Raw genomic sequence first — 17,426 nt, 5'->3', positions numbered from 1 at the left:
TTTATGAAAAATAAACTATTTGCGGTGCTAGCTGCTACATTAGCGTTAACGATGAGCCTACCAACAGGGGCGGTGGCGTTTTCTAGCAGTCAGACTACGGTTGTAGCTAGCCAAGAAGTAGCTAGTCAAGAACTGAAAAAGATTGCGGCAGAGAAGGCTACCCTACTCACGAAGTCCTATGAGACGACTAGCGTGCAGTATGCGCTAATTGATAATGGCAAACTTATTTTGTCGGGTCAGACAGGCAAGAATGATATGAAAGGGAAACAGCCGCTGACCAAAGATACACTATACGGGATTGGTTCAGTCAGTAAAATGTATGCGGCGGCGGCTGTGATGAAATTGGTTGACGAAGGAAAAGTCGATTTGGATGCTCCTGTCGTCCACTATGTTCCTGATTTCAAGATGAAAGATGAGCGTTACAAACGCATTACGCCACGTATGCTGTTGAACCACTCCTCCGGCTTGCAAGGTACTATGTATAGTAATACATTTTTATTTAAAGATAATGATACCTATGCCCATGATAACTTGTTGCAGCAATTGTCCGACCAGAGCTTGAAGGCGGACCCTGGCGCGTTCTCGGTATACTGCAACGATGGCTTTACGCTGGCCGAGATTATGGTGGAAAGAGTCAGTGGTATAAACTTTACCGAATTTATACATCAATGGTTTACAGAACCCTTAAAGCTAAATCATACAAAAACGCCGCAGGATAAATGGGAAGACGATAAGCGGGCTGGACTTTATTTTCCAACGTACCAAGGGCAGCTTCCTACTGAATCGGTGAATGTGATTGGTACGGGAGGGATCTCTTCCACAGCAGAAGATATGGTGCGATTCTCACAACTATTTATGGGACAGGGAAAAGGAATCCTCTCTGATAAGGCAGTCAAGGCGATGGAGCAAGAGGAATATAAAAAAGGAATGTGGCCAGGGGATGGAGATAATATTATCAACTATGGTCTTGGCTGGGATAGTGTGAAACTATATCCATTCAATGAATATGGGATAAAGGGCTTGGCTAAAGGCGGCGACACGGGACTGCAACATGCTTCACTGGTCGTACTTCCTGAACAGAAGATGGCAGTGGCTGTGTTGTCATCCGGCGGTAGCAGCACTACAAATCAACTGATGGCGACTGAATTATTGCTAGCTGCGCTTAAAGAGAAGGGCACAATTAAGGATATCAAGCCGAACAAATCCTTTGGCAAGCCGGTCAAGGCCAAGATGCCTCAAGACGTAGCAAAGAAAGCGGGTTTTTACGGCAATAGTTTCAGTCATTTCAAAATAGAAATTACGAAGAATGGAGAACTGATCTTACCATCTAATCCAGCAGAAAAATATGTATATACTGCGGATGGAAGCTTTATTAATGAGACAGGTACCTCCAAGCTCAACTTCGTCACAGAGAAGAATAGACGAACATATTTGAGAGAGAGCACATTTATATCGTTGCCAGGTTTAGGGCAAGCAGCGGCTACTCAATATTTAGCCGAGAAACTAGAAGACAATGTGCTATCGAAGGAAACCACTGCCGCATGGGCGAAGCGGGAAGGCGTTAAGTTCTATCTCGTAAACGAGAAATATAGTTCTGCTCAATATCTCTTACCAATGATGCTTACAACACAAATTAATCGCAGTGAAGGTCTAGAGGGCTATTGGGACGGCAGAAAAATTACAGGCCCAAACACGGCTGCGCATCAGCTTCAGATCCCCGTGATGACAGGCCGTGATGCGACGGAATCTCGTTTCTATACAGAAGGCGGTAATGAATATATGGAGATGTCCGGATTGTTATACGTAAGTGGAACCAACGTGAAACCACTTGATGCAAACCAATCATCCAAAGTTACGCTACAAGCAAATGGGCATGCGAGATGGTTTACGATCCCGCAAGCGGCAGCGGGGAAAACGATGACCGTGACGTTGCCATCGAAGAGTTCATTCGCGGTGTATGATGAGCAGGGAGTATGCGTCAATTTTACCGTTGTGAGCGGCAATAACAAAGTTAAACTGCCGTATAGCGGAACGGTTGTATTTGCTGGCGCGCCGAACTCGGAATTTGCAATCACGTTGAATTAACTATCATTCAAGAACGGCTTCAACAAAAACAGTACGACACAGAAATGACTCGAGCTCATTTGACTGCATTCTTAACTCGGAAATATGTAGAAGATAATAAATAATAAACAAAAGCCACTAAAAATGAACTATACCCCAAAAGTTAGACCAAAAATCTAACTTTAAGGGATCACTACCATAGTGGCTTTTTTATTTTAGAGCTTATATAAAAATAAAATGGAAATAAAGGTTACAAAACCTAGTTGTTGTAAATTATTTTCTTTGATAAAATTTCTACTATATAAAGTACCTGTCCAAAATGATTTTTATAAATATATAATTTTTTTGTTGGGGCACCATTGCACCATTTAAAAAAACAACGAGTGCCCCAAAAAGTGCCCCAGTTAAAAACATTTATATACACTTCATAAAAAGGTATAAAAACTTCTTTTTAGCGAAACCTTCATATTATGCACATCAAAAAATTAAATACATTAGGCTACAAACCAAGGTCATAAGGATTACTTATCGAAAAAGATAATATTAATGTAATTTACTTATGAATATAAATGCGCTATCATGGGTATTGGAGAAAAGATGCTTTAAAAATTTATATAGGCCTTTTCAAAAAGATATTTAGGGGGATCCGCAAATGGCACAAGGTAATTTACACAACAGCCGCGCATCATTCGAAGTTAATGGTAAAACTTATAATTACTATGACTTAGCTGCGATTGAAAAAGCTGGCGTTGCAAAAGTTTCAAACCTTCCTTACTCAATCAAAGTATTATTAGAATCAGTTTTACGTCAATATGATGCATATGTTATCAAAGAAGAGCACGTAAACGAATTAGCAAAATGGGGTAACGGTGCAGATCCAGAAGCTGAAGTACCATTCAAACCTTCTCGCGTAGTATTACAAGACTTTACTGGTGTACCAGTAGTAGTTGACCTTGCTTCTCTACGTTCTGCTATGAAAGAAATGGGCGGCGACCCAAGCAAAATCAACCCTGCTATTCCAGTTGACCTTGTAATTGACCACTCAGTACAAGTAGACAAATACGGTAATGCATCTGCATTACAAGCAAACATGGACCTTGAATTCGAACGTAACGCTGAGCGTTATAACTTCTTAAAATGGGCTCAAACTGCTTACAATAACTTCCGTGCTGTACCACCAGCAACTGGTATCGTTCACCAAGTAAACTTAGAGTATTTAGCTCCAGTTGTACACGTAAACGAAAATGCTGACGGTACATTCGAAACTTTCCCAGATTCAGTAGTAGGTACTGACTCACATACAACAATGATCAACGGTATCGGCGTTCTTGGATGGGGCGTTGGTGGTATCGAAGCTGAAGCAGGTATGCTTGGTCAACCTTCATACTTCCCAATTCCAGAAGTTATCGGTGTTAAATTAGTTGGCGATCTTCCAAACGGAACTACTGCTACTGACTTAGCATTAAAAGTAACACAAGTATTACGTCAACGTGGCGTAGTTGGTAAATTCGTTGAGTTCTTCGGACCTGGCGTAACTAAATTACCACTAGCTGACCGTGCGACAATCTCTAACATGGCTCCTGAATATGGTGCTACATGTGGTTACTTCGCAATTGACGAAGAATCATTAAACTACATGCGTTTAACTGGTCGTGACGAAGAGCACATCGCGGTTGTAGAATCTTACTTAAAAGCTAACCACATGTTCTTCGATCCAACATTAGAGCCAGTTTACACTGACGTATTAGAAGTAAACTTAGATGAAATCGAACCAAACCTTTCTGGTCCAAAACGTCCACAAGACTTAATTCCACTATCTCAAATGCGTACTCGTTACAAAGAAGCAGTAGTGGCACCACAAGGTACACAAGGTTTCGGTTTAACTGAAGATGAATTCGCAAAAACTTCTGTAGCTAAATTTGCTGAAGGTGATGTTGAAATCCCAACAGGTGCTGTAGCAATCGCTGCGATCACTTCTTGTACAAATACATCTAACCCATACGTATTAATTGCTGCGGGCTTAGTGGCGAAAAAAGCTGTAGAAAAAGGTCTAACTGTGCCTAAATGGGTAAAAACTTCTTTAGCACCAGGTTCTAAAGTAGTAACTGGTTACCTTGAAGATTCAGGTTTACAAACTTACCTTGACGAAATTGGTTTCAACACTGTAGGTTACGGCTGTACAACATGTATCGGTAACTCAGGTCCATTACTTCCTGAAATCGAAGACGCTATCAAAGATAACGACTTATTCGTAACATCAGTTCTTTCTGGTAACCGTAACTTCGAAGGTCGCGTACACCCACTTGTAAAAGCTAACTACTTAGCTTCTCCACCACTTGTTGTTGCTTATGCACTTGCTGGTACTGTGGATATCGACCTACAAAAAGATTCATTCGGTAAAGATAAAGATGGCAACGAAGTATTCTTCGCTGATATCTGGCCTTCAACTGAAGAAGTTAACGCTGTATTAGGCACTGTAGTTAACCGTGAATTATTCCAAAAAGAATACGAAACTGTATTCACAGCGAACGAAAAATGGAATGCAATTGAAACATCAACTGAGTCTCTATACACATTTGATGACAAATCAACTTACATCCAAAACCCACCATTCTTCCAAGGTCTTGCGAAAGAGCCAGAAGCTATTAAAGGCTTAGAAGGCTTACGCGTTATGGCGAAGTTCGGTGACTCAATTACAACTGACCATATTTCTCCAGCTGGTGCAATCGGTAAAGATACACCTGCAGGTAAATATTTAATCGAAAACGGTGTTGCAATCCGTGACTTCAACTCATACGGTTCTCGTCGTGGTAACCACGAAGTTATGATGCGTGGTACATTTGCAAACATCCGTATCCGTAACCAAGTTGCTCCTGGTACAGAAGGTGGTTTCACTACTTACTGGCCAACTGGTGAAGTAGAGTACATCTATGACGCATGTATGAAATACCAAGAGCAAGGTACTGGCTTAGTAGTACTTGCTGGTAACGACTACGGTATGGGTTCTTCTCGCGACTGGGCTGCTAAAGGTACAAACTTACTTGGTATCAAAACAGTTATCGCACAATCTTACGAGCGTATCCACCGTTCTAACTTAGTAATGATGGGTGTTCTTCCACTTCAATTCATGCCAGGTGAATCTGCTGATACTTTAGGCTTAACTGGTAAAGAAGAAATCTCTGTTAACATTACTGATAACGTAAAACCACGTGAAATCTTAACAGTTACTGCTAAATCTGAAGACGGTTCAGTTAAAACTTTCCAAGCTTTAGCTCGTTTCGACTCAGAAGTAGAAGTAGACTACTACCGTCACGGTGGTATCCTACAAATGGTTCTTCGCGCGAAAGCTGCTCAGTAATCATTTAAATAAAAAACCGATCTCTTAGGAGATCGGTTTTTTTCTGTAAAATGATGGATAGAAGCTCCGAACCGTCAATGTGATGGATAGCCCCACCAAATGCATAAAAAAGACTTCAATATAAAGAGGTCTTTAGTTTTAAAATCTTTACTCTTCTACAATTTCCAACTGTTTGTAATAGTTCTCTACAATAGGATAAATATCTGGGTTTGAATCACAGTAGATGTTGTCAATTTCACTTAGTGTGAATTTAAATTCTCTTTTACTATCAAAAAGAGTAATATCATATCTCCATCCAACACGTTTTCTTGATTGTCTTGCGGAGTAAACTTTATATCTTTAATCAGAGAAACGAATTCATTGATTTGTTTTTGCTTAGTTATCGTTTTTGAAGCACCAGTTGAACCATCTTGGATGATCACTTTAGATATACTTTCAATTTTTGCATCCTTATAAAAGGCTTCTAATGATTGCGTTTTTCCATTTGTACAAGCAGAAACCAAAAACAGACTTACCAACAAAATTAGAAACAAAATTTTTTTCATTAGACTGCTTCCAAAAAATTTCATTCTATTGCCAATTAGACGAACTAAATTACAAATTGTTACAGATTGTAGGAGTTTCTATTTAATATATTGTGTTTTTCAATCAACGGCAACTTTAAAATGTACCTTTGCAAAGGATATTTAGGAAACTTGTTAAAGCTGCTGTATGTACTTTGCAGGTGGTAGCTTTTCCAATGCCATTGCCAATGGTTGTAATACAAATACATCATATAACTCTTAGTGATGGATAACCCGGCTGAAGTGACGGATAGAATCGCCAGAGCGACGGATGGAACCATCGAAGTGACGGAAAGAACTGCCTAAACGACGGAAAGAATCTCCAACGACGGAAGGTCCCGCCGAAGTGACGGAAAGAATCGCCAGAGCGACGGAAAGAAACGCTAAAGCGACTGAAAGCCCCACCCTTAAATGATAGGATAGAAACACAAAATTGCGATTCTAACCATCAAAATGACGAATAGGATCATCGAATCAACAGTTAGAATCGCAATTATTAAATAACGCTAAATTTGTTCTTCAAACTATAGAACTGTAAACAAATTGCGAATAACATAGAGATTATCGCAAAATAAATCAATATTACTGATCCCATCTGCAAGGACAGTACAATCCCACCTAAGCTTGCACCTATTGCACTGCCTAAATAATTAACAGAACTGTTTATTGCAACTACCGAACTCCCATTATTCGGCTGATATGATAGTAAAATATGTTGTTGAGGTGCTTGACATGCCCAACCCATTGCTCCCCAGACAAAGAACGGTAAGTACTTTAATATCGGTAAGTTAAGCATTAATGGTATACAGATAATGGATAAAGTTAAAGTGATTAAAATGATTGTAACTAAAGCTTTTGGTTTCCCGAAATAGTCGATCAAGTAACCGATCATTAAACTTCCAAACAAGCCACCGAGTCCCCATGCCCAAAGATACATCGTTAAATTGCTGGAGCTTGCCATTTCTTCTAATAGGGGAGATAGATATGTGTATAATCCTAGGCTAGCAACACTGGAAAAAAATGTTATACATACAGTTATTGTTACTCTTTTATCTAGGAACATTTTTAATCGTTCGTTTAGTGCAGGGGGAGGTGTTGTAGGAAAATTGGGAAGAAATATATACATACATAATACAGAAATTACACCAATCATAACTAATAGCCAAAGTGTTAATTTCCAATCAAATAAGCTGGATATATAAATACCCAAAGGTACCCCAAGCACTGTTCCCATACTCATTCCTCCAATAGTCAATCCTAGAGCTCGCCCTCTCCTCCCACTAGAAACGAACTTTGAAGAGGCCGATACTGCTAATGGTGAAAATAAACCAGCTCCGGTCCCTGCAATTGCTCTCGATAGTAGAAGAATAGAAAAGGTCGGCGCTAAAGCTGTAATGCTATTCGCTATTGTGAAGATAAGCATTGATCCTATTAAGATTTTTTTAATTGGTTTTCCTGCAAGTAAAGAAGAAAATAATGGCGCTGAGATAGCGTAAAATAAAGTGAAAATACTCACAGCTTGGCCGACTTGTGATGTACTTTTTTGATACGTATCGCTAATTCCTGGGAGAAGCCCTGCGATTACATAGGCATCAAAGCCCAAGGCAAACATGCCAAAGGATAATAATAAAACATTTTTCATTTATTGAACCTCCATAAAATTAAAGATGCAATGTATAGATGACCTATAACGTTATGTTATAATCGAAGCACCTTGTATATTTAATAGGTTACTAAAAAAACCAAGAATATGGAACAATCACTATTTTATAAGGATATAACAAATCGTTATAGGGTATGGAGGGATATAATGAATGTAGAATGGTTACATAGTTTTATTGCTGCTGCCAATCAAAAAAGTTTTTCTAAAGCTGCTCAAATCACGAATCTTTCCCAACCTGCACTAAGTAAACATATAAAAAATTTAGAGAATAATCTTGGCATCGAGCTATTTCATAGGGCATCCATTGGTATTGAATTAACAGAAGCTGGCGAACGTTTTTACACTCGAATTACACCAGTTTTGACTGAATTAACAGCTATTCGTGAAGAATTGCAGCAATTTAACCAGAGCAATCCAATTGCCATCGGTGGTCTGCCCAGCTTAGCCACCTATTATTTGCCAAACAAAATGAATGAACTTAAGCTACTAGATCGACCTATAACGTTAATGATTCAAAATACTTCAAATGAACTGTTGCAATCTTTACAAAAAGGTAGACTTGATGCAGTATTTGTGGATGCAAAATATGCGGGGGAATCTTTGTGGAGTTGGGAATTGTTTACGGAGCCTTACTATGCTGTGTTTCCGTTGTATCATCGTTTTAATTCAAGAACAGCAGTTGACCTTGCAGAATTGTGTGAGGAGCCACTTATTGTTCATCAAGCTCCTTGTGATTCAAGGAAGGAGATAATAGAACAAATACAAGCGCTTGGCTATAAGCCTAATATCATAAGCGAAGTGAGCTTTGGGGATTTTATCTTTGGAGCTGTAACTTCTGGTATGGGAATAACGATTGTACCAGAGTTAATGGCTAAAAATATCGGTCATCTTCAGCTTTTTGCCTTACCAATTAATAATTTTGGAAGAACAAGAACAATTTCATTGGTTGCAAAAAGCAAAGAATTTGGATCGAAGTTATATCATTTATTATCAAATTAATGGAATGAAGCTGCCTTAACGCATTGAGGCAGCTTCATTAAATTACTTAAACCCCATTAAATCCTTTACCTTTTTTGTATTTTCCTCAGATGTCAGCATTTCTAGTAAGCTAAAGGAAACGTCGAATGCAGTGCCAGGATTTGAGGATGTAATAATATGTTCAGTTCGAACAATTCGTTCGTTGACGATGTTTGCACCATAGGATTGTAACTGTGATAATCGTTTACTAGTTGGATGATTATAAGTAGTAGCTTTGCGATTATGTAGTACTCCGCTTTGACCTAAAATTAGGGAAGCTACACAAATCGTTGCAATCGGTTTTTTGTGTTCATCGAAATGACGAACGACCGCCTGGAATTCCTCGCTAAAGGCATCATCATAAAATCCAGCTTCCTCAAAGCCTCCAGGAATCGCAAGTGCATCAAAATCTTCTAATGAAATTTCATGCAGCAATTTTTCGGGAGCTACGTTAAAATTCCATGTACATTGCAATTGCGGATGCAATCCAACGGTCACGACCTCTGTTGTACCGTCGCCCTCCCATTTATTCCAACCAAGTACATCTGTAAAAACACTCGCCTCTACAGCCTCAAAACCATTTGCTAATAGTAATAATATTTTTTTCACGTTATTAATGCCTCCTTTATATGTTTAATTGTAATGAATAAGGCTATTCAATGACAGAATCTGTATAATGTAATTTAGATGATTTGCTTTATAATAAAAGGAATTTTATTAAATCTAATTTATTAAAAAAGGTGGATACATATGGATCAAATAGATACTGAAATTTTACAGCAATTGCAGCGAAACGCAAAAATGTCGATGAAGGAATTAGCGGCGATGGTTCATTTATCATCTCCAGCAGTAATTGAGCGTGTTAAAAAATTAGAAGAGCAAGGGATTATTGAAGCTTATAGTGCAAAGGTAAATTTAAAAAAGTTGAATCGCGACATTCAAGCCATTATTTTATTTAAATCAATTGATTGTAAAAGTCTATCGGATTTTTGTAACGCACATCCCGATGTCCTTGAATGCTATCGTGTAGCGGGTGAAATAAGTTATATTGTAAAAATTGCAACCAATTCAGTGCAAACATTGGAGCAGTTTATTGATGAGGCAATGCCTTATGGAACCCCATCAACAAATATTGTACTTTCTTCAAATGAAAAAGCGGTCATTGCGCCTTTTTCTGATAAAAATTAGAATAAGTGAATTCGGAGTTGCTCGAATAATGAGAGGAACATAAAATATATTCCAATTAAACCAAAATCAAGATCTTTATTTAAAAAAATACAAAAAAAGCAAACCTCTATACCGTGAGCACCGTTTATAGGGCAGAGAGGGGGAGAGATGTTGCTTGAAATTAAAGAACTCGAAGAAATAATGCAGCAGCATACAGAAAGGCTCATCCGACTTGCCTTTTATTACGTCAAAGATTTACAAAGTGCTGAAGATATCGTTCAAGATGTATTTATTAAATTTTACGATAATCAGCAAAACTATGAAGAAAGAGGAGAGTTACGGGCATATTTATCGAGGCTCGTCATTAACAAAAGTAAAGACTATTTACGCAGCTGGACATACCGTAAAATACAAGTTCAACAGAAGATCTTTGCCAAGCAGGCTGTCACGAAAAGGGACATGCTAGTGCAGCAGGATGAACAAACCTTAATTGAAAACGCCATCTTAGCACTACCATTAAAACAGCGTGAGGTCCTTATTTATTATTATTTTGAGGAAATGCCTGTCATTGAAATTGCCGAGCTTTTAAGTATTCCGGAGAGTACGGTGAAAACAAGGCTACGTCGTGGACGAGAGCTATTAAAGCCAAAGCTACAGCATATTGAATGGGAGGTACTGCTGCATGAGTAAAGTCGATGTAAAGGTATTAAAGGATTTAAGCGAAAGTAAAAAGCGTGTTATGACTAATGTTGTACAGCATTTAGAACAGCGTGAGATGAAGAAAAAATCTTGGCGTTGGCAATATAGTGTATTATCTATTATATTCACAGTTTGTATTGGCATCTTTCTATATACTCAATACAGCGGAAATCAGGAGCAATCAGCAAGTATACCGACTCTATTTGATGAAAAGTATTTATACTTCTATTTGGAAATAGATCCTAATGCAAAGGGTCAGAAATTGACAGCTGATGGAAAGGAGCGATTTGAATCCTATTTACAGTGGGAATCTTTATATGCTTACGCACAATCAAAGGGGGTAGTGCCTACTCAAGAAAACATCGATAAAGAGCTTGAAGTCATGCTAGAATCAAGTATAAAAGCTGAACAATTGAAAAAGATGAATCTTACAAAAGAAGAATATATTGAACAATTTACTAAACCAATGATTTATAAATTTGTTACTATCAGTACATTACTAGAGCAGGAAAAAAATCGATACAAAGACGTAGAAAGAATGATGCTACTTTTCCTAGTGGAAAGAGACGCTTTGAACTATTTTGAGGAACATTATAGTCAAGAAATAACATACCTACGTGAAAAATATGATATTCCAGTTAAGGAGAAGGGAAGTCGTTCAAAAGATGGGGTAGTCGTAGCCATTAAGGAACATGAATTTTTAGTAGTTTCTCATGTCGATGAATCGAATATTGGTGAATTATCTGTAGATGAAATCGTAAAAAAATATGGTAATGGTATGTGGTTCCCATTAATTGATACTCCCAAAACATTATCACTTGGTGATTATGTAGAAGTTAAATATAACGAGGATAGAAACCAACATGATGTAAATATAGTAAGATTTGCTGATATAGACAGCGTAAAAATACTAGAAGAGTATAAATAAATCAAGGCTAGACATTCAAAAATTTCAAGAATGTCTAGCTTTTTTTTAGCTGTTTTTATATTTGGATTAGTGTACAATTATTGTAAGTATTTGTATAGTCAAGGGCGTGGTAAAAGATGATTATGCAAATTCACAAAAAGGTAAGGGAGAAAGATTGGATATGATACTAAATAAAAACCTACTTAAGGAAAATGAATTAAAAAAAATACTAACAGACATAAATAGTGGAAATAAAATGTGGCAGCAAGAGGACCAAACTCATCTCATACAATCAATGATGCTACATATCGGTTCATTAGATAGCGAACTGAGAGATGACTTAATTTATGGATCGTTTTATGAATTGATCCGTGAAAAAAACTTTCTAGAGCATTCACTTTTAACGGAGCTTTTTGAGGAATGTTTAAATAATTTATTATGTAAGGGTATTACAGAAAGCGAATCAGATTTAGTTTTTACCCGTACATTTACGTCGCTTTTAATCGCACTTATTTTATTTAGGGAAAATGAAGATGATTTTTTATCTGAGCACAAAATAAATGATTGTAAAGATCAATTACTAGCTTATTTATCAGCTGAAACGGATGTAAGAGGCTACGTGCCGGTGAAAGGTTGGGCTCATAGTGTTGCACATATGGCTGATGCAATGAATGAATTAGTGAAAAATCCAAAATTAAATAAAACTTCTTATATTGAAATTGTAAGCGCATTATGGAACACCGTTTTGCAAGAAAATTATGCTTTCATACATAATGAAGATGAACGGATTTTAGTACCTATTTTCACAATGCTTGAGCATGGTTTAGAGGAGCAAGAGATCACTAAATTGCTGCAAGAATTACCTGCTACTTTAAACGTAAGAAAAGAACAGCTCGATGTTCAGCATCATAGAATTTTACTTTTTAACTGTAAAACCTTTGTAAAAAGCTTTTATATTAAAACAAATAGAAAGCCTAAGTTCGCAGCTCTTCATAAAAGCATCGAAGCATGTCTCAATGAATTATAAGGAAATCACTACCAATATTAGTGCTTTGAAATTATTGACAGACAAAAATTAGTTTGTTAAGATGAGTGACAATAAAAGCATACAAATTCGTTGATGAGAAAAAGTAGTGTTTCATTTTGTTCTACAGAGAGCCGACATATTGGTGGAAGTCGGTGTGCAGGTGTTACATGAAGATCCTCTCTGAGAAGATTGGCTGAACATAGTAAGCTAATCCGGGTGTCTACCGTTAAAAAGAACACGTATGATTGTACGTTGCTAAGTGCTATTGAACGTTGATTCAATAGAATTAGGGTGGTATTCGCGGTTAACCCCGTCCCTTACTTGGGACGGGGTTTTTTGTATGCCTTTTATACAAAATTAATTGTATAGGAGGAACTAATATGCAAGCAGAACAGAAGAAGGAAACAACGGTTGAACGAGAAATACGGATTCGAGCATTGTGGGAGCAAGAAGGCACGTTTGCAACATCTGTGACAAATCGTGTTGGGCAGCAGCCTTTTGTATTTTACGAAGGACCGCCAACAGCGAATGGTTTACCACACGTAGGTCACGCATTTGGCAGAACGATTAAAGATGTCGTGGCTCGTTATAAAACGATGCAAGGTTATTTGGTTGAACGTAAAGCTGGTTGGGATACACATGGTTTGCCTGTAGAGTTGGGCGTAGAAAAAAAGCTAGGCATCTCTGGCAAGCAAGAAATTGAGAAATATGGTGTTGAACAATTTATTCAAGAGTGTAAGGGAAGTGTATTTACCTATGAGAAGAAGTGGCGCTCCTTTACAGAGCAGCTAGGCTATTGGATTGACATGGATGACCCGTATTTAACGCTAAGTAATGATTATATTGAGTCCGTTTGGAATATTTTAAGTCATGTGCACAAGGAAAAGCTTTTATATAAGGGGCACCGTGTTTCACCATATTGCCCTAGCTGTCAAACATCATTAAGCTCTCATGAAGTTGCACAGGGCTATAAGGATGTAAAGGATTTATCTGTCACGGCTATGTTTAAGCTAAAGGATAAAGATGAATATTTTCTTGGCTGGACAACGACTCCATGGACATTACCTGCCAATGTTGCCTTGGCAATGAATCCTAAGCTCGTGTATGTTCGAGTGAAGCAGCACGATAAAGTATATATCTTGGCAAAATCATTAGTGGAAAAGGTTTTTACTGAACCCGTTGAAATATTGAGTGAGCATAATGGTCATGAATTTGAAGGTGTATCGTACATTCCACCTTTTTCATACGTAACCGTTAATAAAGGTCATGTCGTTGTGCTGGCCGATTATGTCACAGAGCATAGTGGAACTGGTATCGTCCATATCGCTCCTGCATATGGGGAGGACGATTATAAAACGGTTCAGCAAAATGGGCTATCGTTTGTCAATGTTGTTGATTTGAAAGGCTGTTATACAGAAGAAGTTCCAGAGCTTGTCGGTAAATTTGTGAAAGATTGCGATGTCGACATTATTAAAATGCTCTCAAAAGATGAGCTATTGTTTGATAAGGAAAAGTATGAACATAGTTATCCTCATTGCTGGCGCTGTGATTCACCGTTGCTTTATTACGCAACTGACAGCTGGTTTATCAACATGTCTACATTGAAAGATAAACTTTTACAAAAAAATGAACAAGTTACATGGTATCCTGATCACATTAAACACGGTAGATTTGGTAATTTTTTGGAAAATCTAGTGGACTGGAATATTAGCCGTAATCGCTATTGGGGTACACCGCTAAATGTGTGGGTTTGTCAGGATTGTGGTCATGAAGAGGCGCCAAATTGTATTGCATCTTTAAAAGAATTAGCGAAGGGCACTTTACATGACATCGAACTTCATAAGCCGTATATTGACGAGGTTGTGTGTACTTGTCCAAAGTGTAGTGGTGACATGGAACGTACACCTGAAGTGATTGATGTATGGTTTGATAGTGGATCTATGCCATTTGCGCAGCATCATTATCCTTTTGGAGACCTTACGACTTTTAACAATCAATTCCCTGCTGATGTTGTCATCGAAGGCATCGACCAAACACGAGGCTTTTTCTATAGTTTATTAGCGGTTTCGGCTTTATTTACAGGAAAGGCACCTTATAAAAATGTCCTTTCTTTAGGGCATGTTTTAGATGAGCATGGGCAGAAAATGTCGAAAAGCAAAGGAAATGCATTAGAACCAGTTGAACTGATAGAACAGTATGGAGCGGATGCTTTACGATGGGCGTTCTTAGTGGACAGTTCTCCTTGGAATCCTAAACGCTTTTCTGAGAAGATTGTGATGGATGCGAAATCAAAGCTAGTCGATACACTCGATAATACATTTAAATTTTATCAGCTATATGCAGAAATAGATGGTTTCCAATACGATGCAGAAAAGACTGGCACGCGTACAAAACTAGATCATTGGATATTATCTCGATTACATCATACGATCCAGCTTGTGACAAAATCTATGGACGACTATCAATTTACACAAGCAACACGTGAAATTGGTAAGCTTGTAGAAGAGCTAAGTAACTGGTATATCCGTCGCTCACGAGCAAGATTTTGGGCAAATGGGCTGACAGAGGATAAACGGGGTGCCTATAGTACACTGTATGAGCTGCTAACGACAATTTGTCAATTACTAGCACCATTCACACCATTTATTGCGGAGGATTTATATCGACAATTATCAGGAAAAAGTGTTCATTTACAAAACTACCCAACATACAATGAACAACTATTGAATCCAAAGCTTGAAAAAGAAATGGCGAATATTTTAACAGTCGTAGAGCTTGGCCGCAGCATCCGTAATAGTCAAGGAATCAAGGTAAAGCAGCCGTTAAGTGAAATGATTGTCTCTGTTGACGGTGAGATAACAGATTATCAACCATATAGCGAGCTCGTGAAAGATGAACTAAATATGAAAGAATGCATTTGGACAAATGATTTTTCAGCATATGAAACCGTTCATTATAAGCTTAATTTTAAAACGGCTGGTGCAGTATTTGGAGCAAAAGTCAACAAAGTAAAAGATTACGTAGTAAATTTAAATGACGAGGAGAAAATTATATTACAGCGAACAGGTTCAGTTGCGTTAACGATTGATGGGGAACAGTTATCATTGTTAAAAGCGCACGTGTTAACAGAATCCATCGTAAAGGACCAGTACATCTTAGCAGAAGATGCTTCGTGCCGGGTCCTTATCAATGTTCATCTGACAGCTAGCTTACTTGAGGAAGGGCAAATTAGAGAACTAATTCGCACAATTCAAGATACACGCAAACAATGGAAACTCCCTGTTGAGCAATATGTGTCAATTTCAATTGAAGGAAGTACCAAAGCAATAACTATCATCCAGCAGCATGAATCGTTATTAAAGGCAAATGTGTTGTTAAATGATATTCATTATGTGAGTGACAATCATGGTGAACGATATATAGAGACAGAAGTGTTTGATGAAAAAGTTTCTGTTTATTTTAAGATGTAAAATCTTTATTGCTCAGGTAAACCCAGGAACTACTCTGGTCAACAGAAGAAGTGATCAAGTAAATCCCGGTAACTGCTTAGGGGTAACCAAAAGAAACGCTCAGGTACCAGTATTTTTAAAAGTCAAGAGTTAAAGTAATGCACTTAAAACAATGTGCAACATTATAATATGCTATTTTTAAGCTGAACTAATTTTGATATTAGTTCAGCTTTTATTGTGTTTAAAGATATAGTTTGAGTATATTTAATAAAAGTATAGTATCTGTAAATTTTTTTATCCGTTATTCAACTAACAGTGTAATATTAAATTACATCACTATATTGAGTGAATATCTGAAAGAAAATGTGCAGTAAAATCGAAATGGAGAAATAAAGTTTTTTTAGATCAATTACGGTGACCAATTCGCAGATGATATACTGGTATATTGTAGTAACAGATAAGGAGTAAAACTATGAATAAATTTAAGAAGACGTTAGCATATGTAAATGAATTACTTTATGAACCAAATCAATTAACTATAAAAAATATCCAAGAAGAAACTCAAAATTCAGATTATGGGGCTGGGATATTTCAGTTGAATTCTAAATCGGTTAGATTTAGAGTTGCAAAAATAACACCTACTAAGATAGGACAGTTTGTTTCCTTTTGGGAAAAGAATGAAGCTAATAAAAACCAAGCATTCTCATATGATAATGCCACCGATTTATTGGTAATAAATACTTTTAATGATAATGGTGAATTTGGCCAATTCGTTTTTCCAAAAGAGATTCTTTTAAAACAAAACATTCTTAAAACCGCTAATACAAAGGGAAAAATGGCAATTAGAGTTTATCCTAGTTGGGATACTCCCACTAGCAAACAAGCGATAGCAACACAAAAGTGGCAATTACCATATTTTATAAATTTGGACGATATTAATAGTTTACCAATACATGAACTATTAAAATTGTACACTAACTAAAATTGATATCTTTAAATTTTGTCATTCAAATATTTACTGCACACTTTGAGGAAATTAATAAATAAGGATCGACTACTTTTTATGAATATTAAAAAAAGCCTGAAGAGTGAATGTAATGAGGGTACTACGGGATTTTGCAAGGGTACTATTGGAGTTCATAAGAATGGTTTTTTTACTCATAATTTTTTATTTGATTTCAGGCAATATTGTTGCTTATATCTACCAAAAGTTAGGAACTAAAGATTCAATTACTTATGGAATTATGATGGTAATCTCAATTTTAATTATATTTACTGTTTTATATCGGAATAACTTGCAATTTAGTGGATGGTATAAAGGAGATGTTAATGATAAACTCTCAAAAACATTGTCAAAACGGCTGATTTCAATCGCACTATTATTATTGTTATTACCTCCTATCCTAAGTTTCTTATTCCACTCCCATGAAAATAAAATCTCTGGCACAAACAAACGCGACCTTTATATTCAAAAAAATGGTAGCGCCTAAAATAGAGATCTGGTTTAGATTA

The 17,426-nt window shown here is 37.2% G+C and carries 13 protein-coding genes and 1 other annotated feature; of the genes, 10 read left to right on the top strand and 3 right to left on the bottom strand.

Translation table 11 applies throughout. The features are described 5' to 3' along the window. The first annotated feature begins 3 nt into the window (after window positions 1-3). Together ACQKOF_RS02105 and acnA are read left to right on the top strand one after the other, a co-directional pair. A complete protein-coding gene (locus ACQKOF_RS02105) occupies window positions 4-2,085 on the top strand; it encodes a serine hydrolase domain-containing protein (RefSeq protein WP_427553217.1) in 2,082 nt (693 codons plus the stop codon). 631 nt (window positions 2,086-2,716) lie between these two features. Next, window positions 2,717-5,422: an aconitate hydratase AcnA gene (gene acnA, locus ACQKOF_RS02100; RefSeq protein ID WP_427553215.1), complete on the top strand. Its 2,706-nt coding sequence runs from the start codon at window positions 2,717-2,719 to the stop codon at window positions 5,420-5,422. A 239-nt stretch (window positions 5,423-5,661) separates the two neighbouring features. Here the strand turns inward: acnA and ACQKOF_RS02095 are convergent, their stop codons facing one another. Beyond that, window positions 5,662-5,967 (bottom strand): hypothetical protein, encoded by a 306-nt coding sequence (locus ACQKOF_RS02095; RefSeq protein ID WP_427553213.1) that lies wholly within the window; start codon window positions 5,965-5,967, stop codon window positions 5,662-5,664. Between the two features lie 514 nt (window positions 5,968-6,481). After that, window positions 6,482-7,627 (bottom strand): MFS transporter, encoded by a 1,146-nt coding sequence (locus ACQKOF_RS02090; RefSeq protein WP_427553211.1) that lies wholly within the window; start codon window positions 7,625-7,627, stop codon window positions 6,482-6,484. A 168-nt stretch (window positions 7,628-7,795) separates the two neighbouring features. Here ACQKOF_RS02090 and ACQKOF_RS02085 point away from each other — a divergent pair, with 168 nt between their 5' ends. Next, window positions 7,796-8,647, top strand: a complete 852-nt coding sequence (locus ACQKOF_RS02085; protein WP_427553209.1) for a LysR family transcriptional regulator — start codon at window positions 7,796-7,798, stop codon at window positions 8,645-8,647. 42 nt (window positions 8,648-8,689) lie between these two features. Here ACQKOF_RS02085 and ACQKOF_RS02080 read toward each other — a convergent pair whose 3' ends face one another. Beyond that, window positions 8,690-9,274 (bottom strand): DJ-1/PfpI family protein, encoded by a 585-nt coding sequence (locus tag ACQKOF_RS02080; protein ID WP_427553207.1) that lies wholly within the window; start codon window positions 9,272-9,274, stop codon window positions 8,690-8,692. Window positions 9,275-9,415: 141 nt separating this feature from the next. Here ACQKOF_RS02080 and ACQKOF_RS02075 point away from each other — a divergent pair, with 141 nt between their 5' ends. From ACQKOF_RS02075 to ACQKOF_RS02045, 7 genes are all read left to right on the top strand, one after another. After that, the gene (locus tag ACQKOF_RS02075) at window positions 9,416-9,853 is read left to right on the top strand and encodes an Lrp/AsnC family transcriptional regulator (protein ID WP_427553204.1); all 438 of its coding nucleotides are present in this window, start codon (window positions 9,416-9,418) and stop codon (window positions 9,851-9,853) included. Between the two features lie 150 nt (window positions 9,854-10,003). Beyond that, a complete protein-coding gene (locus ACQKOF_RS02070) occupies window positions 10,004-10,522 on the top strand; it encodes a sigma-70 family RNA polymerase sigma factor (protein WP_427553202.1) in 519 nt (172 codons plus the stop codon). After that, window positions 10,515-11,459, top strand: coding sequence for a DUF3221 domain-containing protein (locus tag ACQKOF_RS02065; protein ID WP_427553200.1), 945 nt, complete (start codon window positions 10,515-10,517; stop codon window positions 11,457-11,459). The genes ACQKOF_RS02070 and ACQKOF_RS02065 overlap by 8 nt, the downstream gene beginning before the upstream one ends. A 160-nt stretch (window positions 11,460-11,619) precedes the next feature. Then, window positions 11,620-12,465: a DUF2785 domain-containing protein gene (locus ACQKOF_RS02060; protein WP_427553198.1), complete on the top strand. Its 846-nt coding sequence runs from the start codon at window positions 11,620-11,622 to the stop codon at window positions 12,463-12,465. Between the two features lie 81 nt (window positions 12,466-12,546). Further along, window positions 12,547-12,786, top strand: a binding site (T-box leader). Window positions 12,787-12,845: 59 nt separating this feature from the next. Further along, window positions 12,846-15,935, top strand: coding sequence for an isoleucine--tRNA ligase (ileS, locus tag ACQKOF_RS02055; protein ID WP_427553196.1), 3,090 nt, complete (start codon window positions 12,846-12,848; stop codon window positions 15,933-15,935). Window positions 15,936-16,386: 451 nt separating this feature from the next. Continuing rightward, window positions 16,387-16,896 (top strand): MepB family protein, encoded by a 510-nt coding sequence (locus ACQKOF_RS02050; protein WP_427553194.1) that lies wholly within the window; start codon window positions 16,387-16,389, stop codon window positions 16,894-16,896. Between the two features lie 163 nt (window positions 16,897-17,059). Next, window positions 17,060-17,404: a hypothetical protein gene (locus ACQKOF_RS02045; protein ID WP_427553192.1), complete on the top strand. Its 345-nt coding sequence runs from the start codon at window positions 17,060-17,062 to the stop codon at window positions 17,402-17,404. The last annotated feature ends 22 nt before the right edge of the window (window positions 17,405-17,426 follow it).

Source organism: Lysinibacillus sp. NPDC093190 (genome assembly GCF_050280425.1).
Lineage (GTDB): Bacteria > Bacillota > Bacilli > Bacillales_A > Planococcaceae > Lysinibacillus.
Note: the sequence above shows the minus strand (reverse complement) of the source record. Positions and strands in the feature narration are given on the sequence as shown.

What these genes read in the sequence shown, in the direction of transcription:
- ACQKOF_RS02105 (WP_427553217.1), top strand. Translation starts at nt 4, where the DNA reads ATGAAAAATAAACTATTTGCGGTGCTAGCTGCTACATTAGCGTTAACG.
- acnA (WP_427553215.1), top strand. Translation starts at nt 2,717, where the DNA reads ATGGCACAAGGTAATTTACACAACAGCCGCGCATCATTCGAAGTTAAT.
- ACQKOF_RS02095 (WP_427553213.1), bottom strand. Translation starts at nt 5,967, where the DNA reads ATGAAAAAAATTTTGTTTCTAATTTTGTTGGTAAGTCTGTTTTTGGTT.
- ACQKOF_RS02090 (WP_427553211.1), bottom strand. Translation starts at nt 7,627, where the DNA reads ATGAAAAATGTTTTATTATTATCCTTTGGCATGTTTGCCTTGGGCTTT.
- ACQKOF_RS02085 (WP_427553209.1), top strand. Translation starts at nt 7,796, where the DNA reads ATGAATGTAGAATGGTTACATAGTTTTATTGCTGCTGCCAATCAAAAA.
- ACQKOF_RS02075 (WP_427553204.1), top strand. Translation starts at nt 9,416, where the DNA reads ATGGATCAAATAGATACTGAAATTTTACAGCAATTGCAGCGAAACGCA.
- ACQKOF_RS02065 (WP_427553200.1), top strand. Translation starts at nt 10,515, where the DNA reads ATGAGTAAAGTCGATGTAAAGGTATTAAAGGATTTAAGCGAAAGTAAA.
- ACQKOF_RS02060 (WP_427553198.1), top strand. Translation starts at nt 11,620, where the DNA reads ATGATACTAAATAAAAACCTACTTAAGGAAAATGAATTAAAAAAAATA.
- ileS (WP_427553196.1), top strand. Translation starts at nt 12,846, where the DNA reads ATGCAAGCAGAACAGAAGAAGGAAACAACGGTTGAACGAGAAATACGG.
- ACQKOF_RS02050 (WP_427553194.1), top strand. Translation starts at nt 16,387, where the DNA reads ATGAATAAATTTAAGAAGACGTTAGCATATGTAAATGAATTACTTTAT.
- ACQKOF_RS02045 (WP_427553192.1), top strand. Translation starts at nt 17,060, where the DNA reads ATGGTTTTTTTACTCATAATTTTTTATTTGATTTCAGGCAATATTGTT.